The 17,682-nt window shown below is 34.2% G+C and carries 14 protein-coding genes; 9 read left to right on the top strand and 5 right to left on the bottom strand.

Annotated elements, in window-relative coordinates:
* Positions 1-371 precede the first annotated feature (371 nt).
* Positions 372-1,832 (bottom strand): amino acid permease, encoded by a 1,461-nt coding sequence (locus IPK88_10780; protein ID MBK8243901.1) that lies wholly within the window; start codon positions 1,830-1,832, stop codon positions 372-374.
* Positions 1,833-1,977: 145 nt separating this feature from the next.
* Between IPK88_10780 and IPK88_10775 the strand changes: the two genes are divergently transcribed.
* On the top strand, positions 1,978-3,417 hold the full coding sequence (locus IPK88_10775) for an amino acid permease (GenBank protein ID MBK8243900.1): 1,440 nt from the start codon (positions 1,978-1,980) through the stop codon (positions 3,415-3,417).
* Between the two features lie 244 nt (positions 3,418-3,661).
* Positions 3,662-4,258 (top strand): acyltransferase, encoded by a 597-nt coding sequence (locus IPK88_10770; GenBank protein MBK8243899.1) that lies wholly within the window; start codon positions 3,662-3,664, stop codon positions 4,256-4,258.
* A gap of 569 nt (positions 4,259-4,827) precedes the next feature.
* Here the strand turns inward: IPK88_10770 and IPK88_10765 are convergent.
* Positions 4,828-6,387: a bifunctional metallophosphatase/5'-nucleotidase gene (locus IPK88_10765; protein ID MBK8243898.1), complete on the bottom strand. Its 1,560-nt coding sequence runs from the start codon at positions 6,385-6,387 to the stop codon at positions 4,828-4,830.
* 251 nt (positions 6,388-6,638) lie between these two features.
* Positions 6,639-7,937: a Na+ dependent nucleoside transporter gene (locus IPK88_10760; protein MBK8243897.1), complete on the bottom strand. Its 1,299-nt coding sequence runs from the start codon at positions 7,935-7,937 to the stop codon at positions 6,639-6,641.
* Between the two features lie 80 nt (positions 7,938-8,017).
* On the opposite strand from IPK88_10760, the gene IPK88_10755 reads away from it, so the two are divergent.
* The 7 genes from IPK88_10755 to IPK88_10725 all read left to right on the top strand — a co-directional run bounded on the left by IPK88_10755 (position 8,018) and on the right by IPK88_10725 (position 15,138).
* Positions 8,018-8,641, top strand: coding sequence for a uridine kinase (locus IPK88_10755; GenBank protein ID MBK8243896.1), 624 nt, complete (start codon positions 8,018-8,020; stop codon positions 8,639-8,641).
* Positions 8,638-9,408, top strand: coding sequence for an undecaprenyl-diphosphate phosphatase (locus IPK88_10750; GenBank protein ID MBK8243895.1), 771 nt, complete (start codon positions 8,638-8,640; stop codon positions 9,406-9,408). Before IPK88_10755 ends, IPK88_10750 begins: the two co-directional genes overlap by 4 nt.
* Positions 9,409-9,647: 239 nt before the next feature.
* On the top strand, positions 9,648-10,727 hold the full coding sequence (locus IPK88_10745) for an aminotransferase class V-fold PLP-dependent enzyme (protein MBK8243894.1): 1,080 nt from the start codon (positions 9,648-9,650) through the stop codon (positions 10,725-10,727).
* 66 nt (positions 10,728-10,793) lie between these two features.
* Positions 10,794-11,126 carry a DUF4286 family protein gene (locus tag IPK88_10740; GenBank protein ID MBK8243893.1) on the top strand — a complete coding sequence of 111 codons (333 nt, stop codon included), beginning with the start codon at positions 10,794-10,796 and terminating at the stop codon, positions 11,124-11,126.
* Positions 11,127-11,246: 120 nt separating this feature from the next.
* Positions 11,247-12,623, top strand: a complete 1,377-nt coding sequence (locus IPK88_10735; protein MBK8243892.1) for a Gfo/Idh/MocA family oxidoreductase — start codon at positions 11,247-11,249, stop codon at positions 12,621-12,623.
* 155 nt (positions 12,624-12,778) lie between these two features.
* Complete coding sequence (locus IPK88_10730) at positions 12,779-14,911, top strand: T9SS type A sorting domain-containing protein (GenBank protein ID MBK8243891.1); 2,133 nt, start codon at positions 12,779-12,781, stop codon at positions 14,909-14,911.
* 47 nt (positions 14,912-14,958) lie between these two features.
* Positions 14,959-15,138, top strand: a complete 180-nt coding sequence (locus tag IPK88_10725) for a hypothetical protein (protein ID MBK8243890.1) — start codon at positions 14,959-14,961, stop codon at positions 15,136-15,138.
* Between the two features lie 2 nt (positions 15,139-15,140).
* Here IPK88_10725 and IPK88_10720 read toward each other — a convergent pair whose 3' ends face one another.
* Together IPK88_10720 and IPK88_10715 are read right to left on the bottom strand one after the other, a co-directional pair.
* Positions 15,141-16,067: an SUMF1/EgtB/PvdO family nonheme iron enzyme gene (locus tag IPK88_10720; GenBank protein ID MBK8243889.1), complete on the bottom strand. Its 927-nt coding sequence runs from the start codon at positions 16,065-16,067 to the stop codon at positions 15,141-15,143.
* Between the two features lie 106 nt (positions 16,068-16,173).
* A complete protein-coding gene (locus tag IPK88_10715; GenBank protein ID MBK8243888.1) occupies positions 16,174-17,562 on the bottom strand; it encodes a vanadium-dependent haloperoxidase in 1,389 nt (462 codons plus the stop codon).
* Between the last annotated feature and the right edge of the window lie 120 nt (positions 17,563-17,682).

Below are 17,682 nucleotides of genomic sequence, written 5' to 3'. Positions count from 1 at the left end.
TAATTTGTCAAATCCTGCTAATTTTGATTGGTAAATATCAGAATGGTAGTTGAAGTCCCATTACAATTTTAAGATTGATAATAAACAGTAAAGGTTTTTCCAAAATTCCAATGGCTAGTCAAATCAAAATACACCATTAAAGCTTTTGGAAACTTGTGTTAAAATCTCAAAATACGTGTTTAAAAACTAGAGCAAGCTACTATGTAACTAGATAAGATGAGTAAACTGAAATTATGTATTAGATGATAAAGTTCTTAACACATAATTTCAGTTTACGATGAAACATTTATAATAAGCTATATTGGTTTTGGATTTAATTTTTAAAAACTTTACTATGATAGTTTGGTCCAAACCCATTATTTATTTCATTTTTATAAATCTGTTCTTTTTCGTAAAATGCTATGTTTCTTGCTGTATCCAAAGTAAATAACAAAACCAATAGCTAGCCATACGAACAATCTCAACCAGGTATCCAATGGCAAGAACACCATCATGAATAAGCAAGTAATGATTCCTAAAATAGGAATTAATGGTACCCATGGAGTTCTAAAGGCCCTTGGAGCATCCGGTTGAGTTTTACGCATGACCAATACACCTACACAAACTAAAATAAAGGCAAACAAAGTACCAATACTTGTCATTTCACCCACAACTCGTGCAGGAATAAATGCCGCGAAAAGGCTTACAAAAATCATAAACAAGAAATTGTTTTTTGATGGTGTTCTAAACACCGGATGCACATATGAAAATATTTTAGGTATTAGTCCATCTTGTGACATACTAAAAAATACTCTGGATTGTCCCATTAACATAACCAAAATAACGGACGCATAACCACCTAATATAGCAATTATAATAGCTCGATTAAGCCAAGGATAGTCAGGAATCAAACTACCATCAGCACCGACAGTACCCATATGATCTATGGCAACGGCAACCGGTGCTATTCCGTCTTTACCTGCAAAAGAAGTATAATGAGTAACACCCGTCATAACATGTGCAAAAAGAATGTATAAGACCGTACATATAATTAAAGATCCCAATATCCCTATTGGCATATCTTTACCCGGATTCTTAGCTTCTTGTGCTGCAGTACTCACCGCATCAAAACCTATGTATGCAAAGAATACTATAGCAGCTGCCCGTATAATTCCACTGAACCCGAATTCACCAAAAGTTCCAGTGTTATCAGGGATATAAGGAACATAATTGGAATAATTAATATATCCCCAACCAAGGAGTATGAAAATTAAAACTACAGTTACTTTTACAACTACTATAAAGGTATTGAATTTAGCAGATTCATGAGTACCCTTGATCAATAACAAACTGGTCAAAATAACGATAAACACAGCAGGCAAATTAATCATTCCACCATCCCATGGACCAACCATATATTTTTCAGGAAGATGGATATCAAATCCTTCAAGGAATTTACCAAAATACCTACTCCAACTAATACTCACAGTAGCAGCTCCAACCGCATATTCCAATACCAAGTCCCATCCAATAATCCATGCGATAAATTCTCCCATAGTAGCATAAGAATAGGTGTAAGCACTACCAGCAACCGGAATCATAGAAGCAAATTCGGCATAACATAAGCCTGCAAATGCGCAGCCAAGTCCGGCAATAATAAATGAAATCGTGATGGCTGGACCAGCATTAGCGGCAGCAGCACCACCTGTTATAGAAAATAATCCTGCCCCAATTATGGCACCAATACCAAGAAATATAAGATTTCTGGGACCTAGGGTCCTCTTCAATGAAACTCCGTCATCTGCGGCTTGTTTCATTAATTCATGAAGCGGTTTTTTGATAAATAATGACATATTGTTTTGTTTTTGTTTTGCTTGAAAGGTACAAGGTAGAAAATATGTTTGAATCCAAGGTAAGACCTTATAAAAAATGTATCCTCGTCTAAATATTCTGAAACTTGAATAAAATTCATACCTTTCGATTCAGTAAAAACGAAGAATGACAAAGAAACTATCATTAACCGATGGAATCATGCTGGTAGCAGGTTCCATGATTGGTTCAGGAATATTTATTGTAAGCGCTGATATTGCTCGAAATGTTGGGAGTGGCGGTTATTTATTGCTCACCTGGGTACTAGCCGGATTTATGACCATTATGGCTGCCCTGAGTTATGGCGAACTTTCCGGTATGTTTCCAAAAGCCGGGGGACAGTATATCTATTTAAAAGAAGCTTATAATCCATTGATTGGATTCCTCTATGGCTGGACTTTATTTACAGTGATACAAACCGGAACCATTGCCGCTGTAGGTGTAGCGTTTGCAAAATTTACCGGAGTTTTTATACCATTTTTTAGTGAGAAAAATTACTTACTCGATTTCGGTTATATTAAAATTACTGGAGCACAATTGTTAGCCATATCGAGTATCGTATTATTGACTTGGTTTAATAGTCGGGGCATTCAGCAAGGGAGTTTACTCCAACGCATATTTACGACCACTAAACTCATAGCTTTATTTGGACTTATCATTATTGGTTTTGCATTTTTTAAATCTGATGTGTGGTCATTAAACTGGAATAGTTTTTTTGCATCTGCAAAAACTGCAATGAATGCAGATGGCCAATGGTCGGTCACAAGTCTGAGCGGTATCACATTAATTAGTGCAATAGGCATATCGATGGTAGGAACCTTATTCTCCAGTGATGCGTGGAATAACGTAACATTTGTATCCGGTGAAATGGAAAACCCAGCAAAAAATGTTGCTAAAAGTATGGTCATTGGTACTTTAATCGTTACCCTAATTTATCTTTTGGCCAACATCGTTTACTTAGGTTTACTTCCTGTGGTTGGGTCACCAGATGGAGCGAATGTGTTGGATCGCGGATTACAGTTTGCATTAAATGATCGGGTGGGAACAGCTGCTTCGTATCAAATATTTGGATCGGTTGCTGTATTCTTAATGGCCGGATTAATTATGATCTCTACTTTCGGTTGTAACAATGGTCTCATATTATCCGGGGCAAGAGTATTTCAAGAAATGGCTAAAGATGGTTTGTTTTTTAAAAAAGCTGCGATACTCAATAGTCAAAGTGTACCAGGAAAAGCGTTGTGGTTTCAGTGTCTTTGGACTTGTGCATTGTGTTTATCGGGAACTTACGGGGATCTCTTAGACTATGTTGTTTTTGCGGTGTTGATTTTTTATATATTGACTGTCGGTGGTGTTATTTTATTACGCATCAACAAACCGGATATGGTTCGACCATATAAAACATTTGGGTATCCATTTGTACCCATTATTTATATCGTTCTAGCGTTAACGGTATGCATCATTTTACTCATTTACAAACCTAGTTTTACCTGGCCAGGATTGATGATCGTACTTGCAGGAATACCAGTCTACTATTTAATTCACAATGCCAATAAATCAAAGACAGTTTGATAAAAAAATCTCTAATATTAAATAAAAAAATTTGGTAACTATTCAGGCAACAAATAATAAAGTTTGTTTTTGTCATCATTTTTGCAAAAATCAGGCAAAAATGTACCGTTGTTACAAACGGCACAAGCCGACAAAAACATTAAATATTTAATATAGACAACGGATTTTATCCGTCGCAAAAAATAGTTCGCCCCTACAGGGCTAAGACTTGGATAGTTACCAAAATTGTTACATTATTTTATCAATGAAAAGGGTAAAAAAAATACTTAAATCGATTATACTTTTATTTTCAAAAATTGAATTGTTTAAATTTATTTTTGGCATTGAACATGTAGTTAGACGATTGCGAACTTGCAGACCATTTCTCATTGCTCCAATACTAAAAAACAATGGCGCTCATATCGGCAATGACATAAACTTTAAAGGGAATTATACTTTTGACAATGTGTATGAAGACGAATCGTCCAAAGGCGATTTCTCTAACTTAACGATTGGTAATAAATGTGTCATCGGCAAAAATGTATTTTTTGATTTGACAGATCAAATTATTTTAGGAGATGACGTAGGTATTGGAGCGCAATCCATGCTTATGACGCACATGGATATTGGACGTATGCCTATGTCGGAATATTATCCACGACAAAAGGCCCCAATAAAAATTGGATCGGGAACTTTTCTAGGCGCACACGTCATTATACTTCATGGTGTTGAATTGGGAACATGTTGTGTTGTTGCAGCCGGAACGGTTATTACTAAAAGTTTTCCGGATTATAGTTTGATAGCTGGTGTGCCTGGTAAATTGGTAAGGAATCTTAATGAAAACACAAAAGTTCAACTATAATTTCAAAACTTCTTGCCTTATTCAAGAAAAATGGGACTATTCTTGGCTTGTTCTCAAACTAAATTCTTGTAACATGTAATTTTAATGAGTTGTCATAGAAATTTGGATCAGCCTTATGATGAACGAGCCAAATGACATAGAGATGTCATTTGGTGAAGTGAACCTTTATAATTAGCGTAGTTTACGAAGCTAATTATAAAGGCTTGGAGCTAGCTGCAAAAAAAATAAAGTGCAAAATTCAAAACTGTATGAGCTCAACAGTATGCAAAACAAAAGAACAGAAAAGCGGGGTGGGCAAGTGTACCGCCAAACAAAAGAAACAAGGCCAATGGCGAGTTTTTTGAATTTAGGTTTCATGTAATCATTTTAGGCTTAGACCTTACAGCCCTGCCTGCGTGGCTAGCCAGGCAGGCTAGAATTTTTGGTTCTTTTTTTTCATGAAAAAAGAACAAAAAGTTATCCATAGAAACAAGTTTTAAAACTTGGTAGTTTCCTCGTATTTTCACTAAGTAACCCTAGATTCTAACTTGAAAATAAAATCAATAAATCATATTTTTTTACAAATGTCCTTACCTCCCACCCTTCTTAATATAATCAATGATTAATAATCTAATATCTCTTCTGATATCACTTAAATCATCAGGTTTGGCTCGATTTATATTTTGCAAATCTGGATTTTTAGCCGAAAAAAATTCTAAACCAGATTCATTTCCTGTCAATAAAAATTCATTAACCGCAACGTGATACATTCGTTTGGGTTCAATTTCTTTACCATTAATCAACCAGATGTATTTAGGAGTTCTTTCTATGTTGGCCCATTGTAAAAAACCGCCTTTTGATTTATTGTTCCATCCGGCTTCTAAGACCTTGGATAACAGACTTCCCGGCATATCCAATTCAACAATACCACCACCATACGGCAGAGCTCGCAAAATATCATATTGGGATAATTGTTTTTCGATCATATCATCCATGCGAATGCCTCCAGAATTAAAAAAAGCGCATTCACTTTTTGGTGCAGCACGCAACATAGCTCTGGCAATCATTTGACCAAAATAGGTGGGTTTATTTCTTGTAGATGTCTCTTTTACATCTATTGGCGTCGGTAATGTCATTAATAATTGTTCTGGATCAAATCCCATCTCACGCATGACTTTATTTTCAATGCCTTTCCATTCCTGTACAATTTGATCCACTTCCCCATCTAATGCAACGGAAGCATCCAATGCAATTAATTCTGATTCGATCTGTACTTGTTTTGTTTTGGTATTGTATTTAAATCGATGTGCATAAGCTGTTCTGGCGTTAGCATCTGCCTTAGTAATTCTGCAGGTGGGCAACACAATATTCATGTGATCGTGTTCATGCCCACCCATGATTAATTTGATGTCCGGATATTGCTTTGCTAATTGAGTGTCTTCTTCTTTGGATAAATGACTTAGTGCAAGGATGATGTCAACCTTATTCTGTTTTAAGTCATAATATGAAGGTGCAATTGAAACAAACTTATTTATATCAATATAATCAGGCTTATTAGAATCAATGCAAGGTGCAACAATTCCTACACGAACTTCTTTTCCCTGAGCGTTCTTAAAAGTTAAAATTTTATATTCAGGAATATTGATCTTTTGGCCATTCACCACTTTATAAAATGGAATTAATTTATTATCCTCCTTTAATTTAACATTCGAAGAAACCCAATCAAAATTCGATTCATTGATTCTGGCTTTCAAAGTCTTTACATCAAAATCAAATTCGTGATTTCCAAAAGTGACCAGGTCGATACCTATTTTGTTAAATACCTGAATGATTTGTTTACCCTTTATGGATTCACCATTCCACTTTAAGGTACCCAATAAAGAAGGACTGATAAAGTCTCCAGCCAGAACCGTATATAATTGGGGATCTTCTGCAAGTAGTTTTTTTCGAATCGTAGCCATTTTAGCAGCACCACCTATTGTACCATTCTCGAGAGGTGCGATATCATAGAAATCATTAAATTGCAAAAAAGTAAATGATATTTCATTTTTGTTTTTTGCTGACGTACTGTCAGATTTCTTATGTAAACTTCCACATTGGATGAAAGTAAATAATCCTAAGAGTATAAATAAATGAGTAAGTAATTTCATGTAATTATTGTCATTTTAATTAACCAAAATTAGTACGGTTAGTTTTTGTCATCATTTTTGCAAAAATCAGGCAAAAATGTCGCCAAAAACTTTATAAATTTTCTTTATACGACGGATTTTATCCGCCGCAGCAACATTGATCGTCTTTACAGGACTCAGAATTAAATTGTTACCAAATATAAATCATTTCATCTAGAATAATAAAAAATAAACTATCAATAAAACTCTTTTAAATCAATAATTCATTTAAATCATATAACTAAACCAGCAATAGCAGCCGTTAAAAAACAAGCCACAGAACCACCAATCAATGCTTTTATTCCCAATTGAGCAAGTGTAGATTTTTGATTTGGCGCCAAAGCTCCAATTCCACCAATTTGGATACCTATGGAAGCAAAATTGGAAAAACCACAAAGCGCATAAGTACAAATAATTAAACCTCGTTCAGACATCAGGCCATTAATTTTCAATCCGCCCATAGTCGCATAAGCATAGAATTCATTCAAAATTGTTTTTTCACCCAACAACTGACCAGCATACATCATATCTACCGATGGCACACCTAAAAGCCAAGCTAAAGGAGCACAAATACTTCCCAGGATAAATTGTAATGAAAAACTGGTATACTTTCCAGCAGTCAAAGTGTTAACATATTCATTTAAGCCAAACCAATTTCCTAATGAATGTTGCAGTGTGTAATTCACCATATAAATAAGTGCCGTAAATACAATCAACATGGCTCCAACATTTACAGCTAATTTTAACCCATCAGAAGTACCATTTGCTATAGCTTCTAGCATATTAGCACCAATCTTTTCTTTTGAAACCTCTATATCATGATTGATATGTTCCGGATGCACTTCAGGGAGAATCATTTTAGTGGCTACTATAGCGGCAGGCGCAGACATGATAGATGCAGACAATAAATGTGTGGCATAAAGTTGTTGTTGAACGGGATCGGTTCCACCTAGAAAGCCAACATATGCGGCAAGAACTCCACCAGCAATAGTCGCCATCCCGCCCACCATAACACACAATATTTCAGAACGGGTCATTTTAGCTAAATAAGGCTTAATTAATAAAGGGGATTCTGTTTGTCCCAGAAAAATATTCCCTGCTGTAGATAGACTTTCAGCACCGCTTAATCTCATAGACCGATTCATCACCCATGCTATACCATATACTATTTTCTGAAGTATTCCCAAATAATACATCAATGATGTAAATGCAGAAAAAAATAAAACAGTGGGCAAAACCTGAAACGCAAAAATATACCCATGGGTTGGAATATTATCTATCATTTCTTTTCCGAAGAGGAAGCGACTACCCTCTTTAGTAAAATCCAAAAACACAACAAATATACTTGCAATGCCTTCAAACATACTCTTAACCATAGGGACTTTTAGGACAAGTAATGCAAAAATAAACTGCAGCAACAGACCGGTACCAACTAATTTCCAATCGATCCGCTTTCTATGTTCACTAACCGCATAACAAATGATCAGTAATACCAATACACCCAGCAAGCCTCTTAAACTATCCAATACCATGATTATTTTTTAAAATGAGCATGAAAAGTAGAATATTTTGCTGACTTTTACGAAATTTTTTAAAACTAAAGATTTTATTCATGTTCATTGGGGTATCAGGAGGTAGCGGATCAGGCAAAACGGCTTTTATAAAAGCACTTAGAGCATTATTTAATGAATCGGAATTGGGTTTGATCTCTGAAGACAACTATTACAAAGCCAAAGAATTACAAAAATTAGATGCTGCAGGGGTCATCAACTTCGACATTCCTGAAGCCATAGATCATGATCGATTTATCCAGGACCTCAACAAGCTGAACAATGATCAGGAAGTTCGGTTTTTGGAATACGCTTTTAATAATTCTCATTCAGAAGATCGGTGGATCACCATAGTACCTGCAGACATTTATATCGTAGAGGGTTTATTCATTTTTCACAATCAGGATGTCAACAAGATGCTCGACCTCAAAATCCTCATTCATGCTAACGAAGCTATAAAAATCAAACGAAGAATCAACCGAGATAAAAATGAACGGAACTATGATCTCGAAGATGTGCTCTACCGTTATGAGCACCACGTAGCTCCATCCTATGCCAAATACATTGAACCATACATAGAAGGTATCGATATTATCATCAATAACAATACTTCATTCGCCAAAGGTGTTGATCTGCTGAGTGCTTATATCCGATCAAAACTGGATGCAAAAAAATCGAAATCATGACCCTACTTCAAACGATCATCATAGCTATTATTGAAGGTATAACAGAATTTCTACCCATTTCATCCACAGGTCACATGATACTCGCAGATTCACTCATGAATATTGAAGATCCTGCATTCGTCAAAACATTTGAAATAGCGATTCAGCTCGGAGCGATCAGTGCTATTGTCATTCAATATGCTGATAAGTTGTTTAAAAGTATTGATATATATATCAAACTTTTTATTGCTTTTATACCAACAGCTATCATAGGTTTTCTTGCTTACAAGATCATTAAATTATATTTATTTAATCCCCTAGTAGTAGCCATAGCGCTTATCTTAGGAGGTATAATCATAATTGTTATTGATCGTAAGATGATAGAGAAAAAATCAAGCTACATCCATTTAGAAAACATAAGTTATACCAATGCCTTCTTTGTTGGACTGATCCAATGCTTATCCATGATTCCAGGTGTTTCACGTGCAGCAGCTACCATCATCGGAGGTGTGTATAATGGATTTGATAAAAAACAAGCGACTGAATTTTCATTTCTTCTAGCTATACCTACCATGCTTGCCGCTACAGGTTATGAATTATTAAAGACACCCGTTGTATTCACACAAGATCATGTCTTTAAATTAGGCATTGGAGCTATAGTTGCTTTTATTACAGCCTGGATAGCTGTTAAACTTTTTTTGAAAATTATTGATCAGTATGGTTTTAAGTTCTTTGGGTATTATAGGATAGTTTTGGGAGTGATATTTTTGTTGATTGTGGTATTATAGATTTAATTTACATATTGTATAGTTCGTAGGTCAGTCTAATAAACATGATAATATTTAAGAAAATAAATATCAATATTTAAGAATTTAATGATTGATTTTATTTTGTCACTTTATCCCAAGTTAATAAACAATATTTAAAAGAAAATAAAATTACAATCGTTAAATAAAATAAAATGTTAAATTGTCAAAAATCACTATTCCAATTGCCCGATGATATTCATTATATGAACAACGCTTTTATGTCGCCATTTATGAAACAAGTGGAAGAAGCGGGAATCGAGGCTATTCGAAAAAGAAGAAATCCCAGTGTGCTAAAATCATCTGATTACTTCACAATTACAGAGCCACTGCGACTTCATTTTGGCAACATCATACATTCAGATCCTAAATATATTGCTGTCATCCCTTCTGCTGCATATGGATTACAAAATGCGGTCTCTAATCTTCCAATCGACACTGGCAGTTATGCTCTTTCTGTAACCGGTGAATTTCCCAGTGATTTGTACACCATTCAAAAATGGTGCAATAAGCATTCTAAAAAACTAAATATCATCTCTCCGCCACAAGAATTTGAAGATCGAGGAAAAAAATGGAATGCCAATATTATTGAAGCCATAAACGATGATACTGCTGTAGTTATCATGTCTACTATTCATTGGCAAGATGGAACACAATTCGATTTAAAAGCCATTGGGCAAAAATGCAAAGAACATCAAGCCATATTAATCGTTGATGGAACACAATCCGTGGGCGTACTTCCCATTGATGTTCATGAATGTCAAATCGATGCATTAATATGTGCAGGATACAAATGGTTGCTCGGTCCTTATTCTTTAGGCCTTGCATATTACAGTGATTTTTTTGATACCGGAATTCCCATGGAAGAATCATGGATGAACAAAATCAATGCTCAGAATTTCGCACAATTAACTGCAGATGATGAGTATGCTATTGGTGCACAAAGATACAATATGGGTGAATCGAGTCAGTTTATTCAAGCCCCCATGTTAGCTCAATCCTTGCGACAAATTGTTGAATGGAATCCAGTCCATATTCAAGAATATTGCCGCCAATTGATGCAACCATTAATACCTGTCATAAAATCTAAAGGTCTTTGGATAGAAGATGAGTCTTACAGAACCAACCATCTATTCGGTATATTGGATCCAGAACAAAATAATTCAGAACAAATATTTGAAGGCTTTCAAAAAAATAAGATATTCACTTCACTTCGAGGTCGAGTAGTAAGAATATCTTGTTATCTATACAACACAGAACAAGATATAGAAATACTTTGTAAAACCATTTCAAATTTATAATGGCGGAATCATCGTGAGAAACTCAAAAAATGTTTTTATTTATTTTCTATTATTTTTAAATAATTTATGATGCTAGTATACAATGTAACGGTCAAAGTGGATCATCAAATAGCTGATGAGTGGTTGGAGTGGATGCGTACTATTCATATTCCCAATGTACTGGCCACAGGAGCTTTCAACAAATGCAGATTATCCAAACTGGATATGAAAGAAGATGATGGTGTGACCTATGTATTTCAATATGATTGTTTTTCGGAAGATGATTTGAATCGTTATATGATTCATGATGCCCCGGCTTTACAAAAAGAGGTGATTGATAAATATGCTACTCGCTTTGTTGCATTTCGCACCATACTCAATGTAGTGGAAGAAATCTATCGACATGATCAGCAATCATAGTGGACCATTAAGAATCATTTAGTATCCATTTGAAATATTAATTTATATTAAAATCATTTTCAAAATATCACGCTTCTACTTTCCTAAATAATACATACTTTAGCGACTCAAATTAAAAAAATGAATCGTAGACAATTTCTTAAAAACACATCTTTGACCGGAGTTGGCATAGGAGTTACATCACATATAAAAGCATTCGCTCCTGTACATAAAAGTACAGTAAACCTGGGCATGATTGCAGTAGGCTTCAGAGGACAAGCACATCTTGAAGAATTCTTACAGAGAGATGATGTGAATATATTAGCCATAGCAGATCCAAGTGAACGAATGATCAATGATGCCTTATCATTGTTTCGAAAATTCAATAAAAAGGAACCTGCCATATATAGAAATGGAAATTATGATTACCAACAATTATTGAAACGAGATGATATAGATGCTGTGATGATATCCTCACCATGGGAATGGCACATTACACAAGGAGTAGATGCACTAAAAGCCGGAAAAATAGTTGGTATGGAAGTATGTGGTGGGATGTCTATCAAAGATTGTTGGAATATTGTAGATACTTCTGAAAAAACCAAACTTCCTGTCATGATGATGGAAAATGTGTGTTACCGTCGGGATGTTATGGCCATATTGAATATGGTACGAAAAGGAATGTTCGGTGAATTAATTCATGGACAGGGAGGTTATGAACACGATCTGCGAGGTGTTTTATTCAATGATGGAAAGACTGCATACAATAGTGGTGTGGAATTTGGTGATAAAGGATACAGTGAAGCGCAGTGGCGGACCAATCATTATGTAAAACGCAATGGTGAATTGTATCCTACTCATGGCTTAGGTCCAGTAGCAGTCATGATGGATATCAATCGAGGAAATCGCATGACCAAATTATCTTCTGTATCAAGTAAGGCACGAGGATTACATAAATATATACTTGATCATGAAAAAGGTGGCCCCAATCACCCTAATGCAAAAGTGGAATTTAAACAAGGCGATATCGTTAATACACAAATTCAATGTGCGAATGGCGAGAGTATATTATTAACGCATGATACCTCATTAGCGCGTCCCTACAATCTGGGTTTTAGAATTCAAGGCACAAGAGGCTTATGGCAAGATTTCGGATGGGGCGATCCCAATCAAGGTCATATATACTTGGAACAAGAAATGAAGCATTCTCATCGATGGGATAATTCCGAACAATGGATTAAAGATTATGATCATCCATTATGGAAAAGATATGAATCTAAAGCTGAAGGTTCGGGACATGGCGGTATGGATTTTTTTGTGGATCATGCTTTTATTGAATGTATTAAACGCGGTGTTGATTTTCCTCTTGACGTATATGATTTAGCATCGTGGTATGCGATTACACCACTTAGTGAACAATCCATCAAAGAAGGAGGTGCAGTTATGAAAATTCCGGATTTCACCAGAGGGCAATTTAAGAAAAGAAAATCTGTGTTTGGATTTGGGGATGAATATTAGATTGATATTTATTCTTAAAAAAGAAGTTGATCAAACATCCAATCATTTAAGAAAATCTAAAACTCAACCTATTTGAATTTAATTCGTTATTACTAATAGTAATTTCTAATTACTGATAAAAAATATATCTTAATTTAACATTCAAGCCCTTAATTATGAGAAATAATTTTTTCTTCAAAATATCATTACTGGTATTTTTATTTATAAGCTTTAAGCTTAAGGCACAACTCTATCTAAATTCCAACAAGAGTTTAACTTTATTGAATGAGAGCAATTTATCACATACAACAATTGTGGACTTTAACGAAAAGCTTTATACCGGAACTTTCTTTTTAGATAGTAACCAATTGATCATCCCTTCAGATTTTAATAATATATGGGTATATAATACCAATGGTTTGTTTATTGAAAAAGTACATTCAAACATCCAAAACTTGCAAGCTGCACATGACCTTATAATTCAAAAGGCAGAATCTTTTATTTATTTCAGTATTCAAAATAGATTATTGAAGTCGGACTTAGAATTCAATCATCAAGAAGTATTGATTTCTTCAACAAATGAAATATATGGCCTGGCTGTACACGAAGAAAGCAAAAGAATATTCTATTCTGAACCTGACAATAAAAAGATCTTTAGTGCTAACTTAGATGGATCAGATTTAAAAGAACTTATTTACATTAATTCAGGTTTGGCATCAATTAAAGGAATCGATATTGATCCAATCAATAATAAATTGTATTGGGCTAATACGGGTCAAGGTAAAATTCAAAGGGCAAATTTAGATGGAACTGGAATCGAAGATATAATAAAAAATATAACTCAACCACAGGACGTCATTATTGAAGCCAATACAGGAAATATATACTGGACTGAAAGAGGTCAAATTGCTTCTTCAAATACCAACGGATCAAATGTGAAGATTCTTGTCGATTCAACTATTTATTCTTCAGGATTCTTATTGTTAGATTCTATTCAACATTATTTATATTGGTCTGATCCATTAAAAGGAAGCATAGAAAAATATGATATTATAGCTAATAAAAGAATAGGACTCATATCAAACTATCATCCTATATACGACAAACAAGTAGCTTATGATGGCTTAAATGAAATTCTATATATCTTATCAGAAGGCTTTTTAGTTAAACATAATCCGGACGGAAGTAATGCAGATAAAATATCCGCTAACGCTCCTAGCAACCATACCAATCTAAACATTATGTGCTTAGATGTATTAAATAAACGGGTATACTATTTCGACATTAATGGAAAATTATTGTATCGAAATTATGAAGGAAGTAACGAGCAAGAAATCGTCAAATCACCAGATATTGGAAGATTTAGTGCTTCGGATTTAATATTTGATGGCAGGAATGATAAATTTTATTTTAGAGATGAAAGAAAAATGTATTCAATGAATACGAATGGGTCCGATCTAAAGTTAATTTTAAATAATAATAATACAAATATTAAATTAGTAAACTTAGATCCAATTAATAATAAATTATATTTCTACGATGAAACATTCGTTTACAAAATGAATACCGATGGTTCCGGTGTAGAGCCTATTATAAAGGCAGCTATCACTGCAATGACTGTAGATCCAATAAAAGAAAGAATATTAATTGCTAAATCTACCGAATTATATTATACTGATCTTGAAGGCAATAATGAAATATTATTTACCAATGACACGGAATTGAAAAGCATGGTTTATTCATCTGAACGTTCCTACCTTCATCTACCTACCAAAAACATCTCGAGTACCATCGCTACAGATGGCATTATTCTAAGCTGGATTATGGATGATTCATTTAATGGATTTAGTCCAGGTTTGCTGGCTGGTGAATTCACTATTGAAAAGAAAAATAGTAATAATGAGTGGATTTCCATCGGTACAATTAATTATATCCAAGGCATAAAAAATTACCAGTTTGAAGATAAAAATCTGATTTCAGGAAAATACATCTATAGAATCAATTATCTATCGAGTGTGAATAAACTCCAATCCATTTCAAGTAATATAGTAGTAGACTATGTTAGTTCTGTTGATGAAATAACTGAACCAGCATTGATCTATTATAACCCTATAGATAAAAATTTGACATATCGTAATCTGAAAGGTCAAATCATGATTTATGATCTTCAGGGAAAAGAAATTTTGGTTCACCAAGTGACTTCTGATAAAGGAACTATCCGGTTATCTCAACTCTTTGCTGGTCTGTATCATGTCCTTTACAATACTTCAGATGGATTTAAACATATTCGTATTTTTGTTGAGAATTAAATGGATTAAAGAAAAAATTGCTTATTGATTTAAAGAATTATCTTGGGATGAAAGTTACAAGAATAGATTTTCCTTTTGATGTTTATGATTTAGCTTCATGGTATTCGATTACACCAATTAGTGAACAATCGATCAAAGAAGGAGGTGCTGTGATGAAAATTCCTGATTTCACCAGAGGACAATTAAAGAAAAGAAAATCTGTGTTTGGATTTGGGGATGAATATTAAATTTATTCATTTTTCCACTCACGCCATTCAAAAACTACTCTAAATCCAGTCCATGCATTAGGATATATAACAGTAGTGGTATCTTCCTTTAAAATAATTTCACGTTTATCAACCCAACCGCCACCACAACTTAAATTATTTTCGTTTAGCCACTCTCCAACATTTCCTCTTAAATTATTAATAGCATTTTTATTCCTGTCTTTAACTTTTTTAGAAATCACCACAAAAGGAATTTCATTTGTATAGCAAGGAGTGATATCAGATTGAATGTCATTAGGTGTCCACTTAAGTTTTTTAATACCGTATGATTTATTTCGACTAGAATTATTCAATGTGCATTGTTTGGAAAAAGTTAAAATATCAGAACGTTCAGTAAGATTAGGTAATCTAAAAGAAGGATATTGTTTAATATCTTTCGAAGGAATCATATTATGGTATGTCCCCGATAAATAGGATTCGATAGTGAAAAAACTATCTTTTGACTGATTGGGATTCATGCTTAAAAATCCTTCTTGAATCAGTAATGACTCGAAATATCTATCGGAAAGCCATTTGCAATATTCCTTGGCCTGTTGTTGAGAAATACCAACCACCGGGCAGTCATCATATTTTGGATAGACAAAATATTGTTCTGATAAATTTAGAAAACAATGAGGAAATCCATTCCAAATGCGCGTATCTGGAAGACTGGATAAATATTTCAAAGAATTTTTTCCATAAAATTTCCCCATCCAATATACATACTCCCTATAATTAATATTACTTATCTCTGTTTGACCACAATAAAAATTATCTCTAATATAAATCACATTTGGTGGTACGTTTAAAACAAAATTATTTATTTCACTTGTATGTGTTTGGCTAAATGCATTGAATGAAAAAAACAATAATCCTATACTAATGATTAGAAAAAATATTTTAAAACGCATAGCAAGAATGTTTATCCAACAAATATAATACTAATAAAGTAAATAAAAAAAGGAGCTGTTCAAACAAACAGCTCCTCTAACAAAACCTTCAATTACGATATTCAAATTAGCGCTTCCATGGGAGTTGCATAACTTTTCGTGCGCATAGAATTCCGCAAAAATTACCACCGTCATAATCCATTCGGTAATGAACTCCTAATGGCAATCTACTAAAAGCATTTTCATTGGCTAGATCTCTTAAGCTATTGAAGCTTCGTGGTGCACCTAAAAAATCTGTGCTTTGTTGGTGACAAAAATCAGTGAATGGATAAGCTCCACCAACAAATGATTCCAATATTCCAACTCCAGCGAAAGCAAACGTGGAGTGACCTGAAGGATAGGCAGGGAATGGAGGTGTAAATCCAAGCCAAGGAATAGTGAATTTTGGGTCAATATTTCTTTGGATATAAGTAATGGGTCTTTCAATATTAAACTTGTATTTATTATACCAAGCATTAACAGCAGCATCGTTTTCAGCCATACCTAATTGTGCATAAAGTACACATGTTTTTTCTAGATTAAAATTTTCCTTTTCTACAATTTGATCAGCAATAGCTATCATTCTACCCGGAGGACTAAATGTCCATCCTACACGATCATCACTCCAGAATTCTGCTTGGTGTTCCAAATCTCCTTTAAGATTTTTTCGAGCTTCGTTGGTTATTACATAGGTTTCGTATGCTTGGGCATATATTTGAGAATTTACATCTGAACTACAATCAAAAGGTGTAGCTAATGCATCAAGATCATTTGAAGTCAATGCAAATCTTCTTACCTTTCCCCATTGAGAATATAATCCGCGAGTGGCCACACCCGGATCAGTTGGTACCCATTCACATCCCACTGCGTTAACAGGAACTGGAAACGGATTCAAATGCCCATTGTGTCCTACTGGATCTGAAGTTGAATAACTCCAAATAGCGGCAGCCACTTCCCGTCCGTGGGCTTCAGAATTATTTAGCGTAGGTTCAACAATACTATTCTGAAAACCAACGCGCAATTCTAATTCCTTATCTGAAATAATATTCATAAAAGATTCATTGCTAAGGACATTTCCTGACTTATCCTTAAAAGTAACCGTTTCAAAAAATTTTCTCATCAAATAAGCATAAGATGCATTGATCACTTCAGGCCAATACAAATTATTTTTAACGGCTGGCATACTTTTAATTCCTAAACGGTATTGTAATGATTGGTAATCTGGCATACCTCCCAAACAAGCTTCGTATGCGCTAAGACCCATATAAGCCAATGCTCTTGGGGCAGGTCCTGGTCTATAAAAGGAGGCATAACGATCCAATTCTAAAAAAACATTTACCCATTCATGGTATATATCATTTTGCTGAGAGGTCATCAGGGCTGTTTGCTCAACAAATGATTCAGATTTATTACAAGACATCGTTATACCGAATATGAAAACGATGGCCAAAAACAATAATCGCATTGACAATTTCATAAAATAATGTTTTAGTTTAGTAATTTAATATTTAAAGACCTTTTTATCTTTATAAGGCAAATCTATAACCTTCATTCTGAATTTGGAAACATTTTAATTTAATTTTTAAAAAATTAAATT

It is taken from the genome of Candidatus Defluviibacterium haderslevense, from assembly GCA_016712225.1.
Lineage (GTDB): Bacteria > Bacteroidota > Bacteroidia > Chitinophagales > Saprospiraceae > Vicinibacter > Vicinibacter haderslevensis.
This window is presented reverse-complemented; position numbering and strand designations above follow the sequence as displayed.

What these genes read in the sequence shown, in the direction of transcription:
- IPK88_10755 (MBK8243896.1), top strand. Translation starts at nt 8,018, where the DNA reads ATGTTCATTGGGGTATCAGGAGGTAGCGGATCAGGCAAAACGGCTTTT.
- IPK88_10730 (MBK8243891.1), top strand. Translation starts at nt 12,779, where the DNA reads ATGAGAAATAATTTTTTCTTCAAAATATCATTACTGGTATTTTTATTT.
- IPK88_10750 (MBK8243895.1), top strand. Translation starts at nt 8,638, where the DNA reads ATGACCCTACTTCAAACGATCATCATAGCTATTATTGAAGGTATAACA.
- IPK88_10715 (MBK8243888.1), bottom strand. Translation starts at nt 17,562, where the DNA reads ATGAAATTGTCAATGCGATTATTGTTTTTGGCCATCGTTTTCATATTC.
- IPK88_10780 (MBK8243901.1), bottom strand. Translation starts at nt 1,832, where the DNA reads ATGTCATTATTTATCAAAAAACCGCTTCATGAATTAATGAAACAAGCC.
- IPK88_10775 (MBK8243900.1), top strand. Translation starts at nt 1,978, where the DNA reads ATGACAAAGAAACTATCATTAACCGATGGAATCATGCTGGTAGCAGGT.
- IPK88_10720 (MBK8243889.1), bottom strand. Translation starts at nt 16,067, where the DNA reads ATGCGTTTTAAAATATTTTTTCTAATCATTAGTATAGGATTATTGTTT.
- IPK88_10770 (MBK8243899.1), top strand. Translation starts at nt 3,662, where the DNA reads ATGAAAAGGGTAAAAAAAATACTTAAATCGATTATACTTTTATTTTCA.
- IPK88_10725 (MBK8243890.1), top strand. Translation starts at nt 14,959, where the DNA reads ATGAAAGTTACAAGAATAGATTTTCCTTTTGATGTTTATGATTTAGCT.
- IPK88_10745 (MBK8243894.1), top strand. Translation starts at nt 9,648, where the DNA reads ATGTCGCCATTTATGAAACAAGTGGAAGAAGCGGGAATCGAGGCTATT.
- IPK88_10760 (MBK8243897.1), bottom strand. Translation starts at nt 7,937, where the DNA reads ATGGTATTGGATAGTTTAAGAGGCTTGCTGGGTGTATTGGTATTACTG.
- IPK88_10740 (MBK8243893.1), top strand. Translation starts at nt 10,794, where the DNA reads ATGATGCTAGTATACAATGTAACGGTCAAAGTGGATCATCAAATAGCT.
- IPK88_10735 (MBK8243892.1), top strand. Translation starts at nt 11,247, where the DNA reads ATGAATCGTAGACAATTTCTTAAAAACACATCTTTGACCGGAGTTGGC.
- IPK88_10765 (MBK8243898.1), bottom strand. Translation starts at nt 6,387, where the DNA reads ATGAAATTACTTACTCATTTATTTATACTCTTAGGATTATTTACTTTC.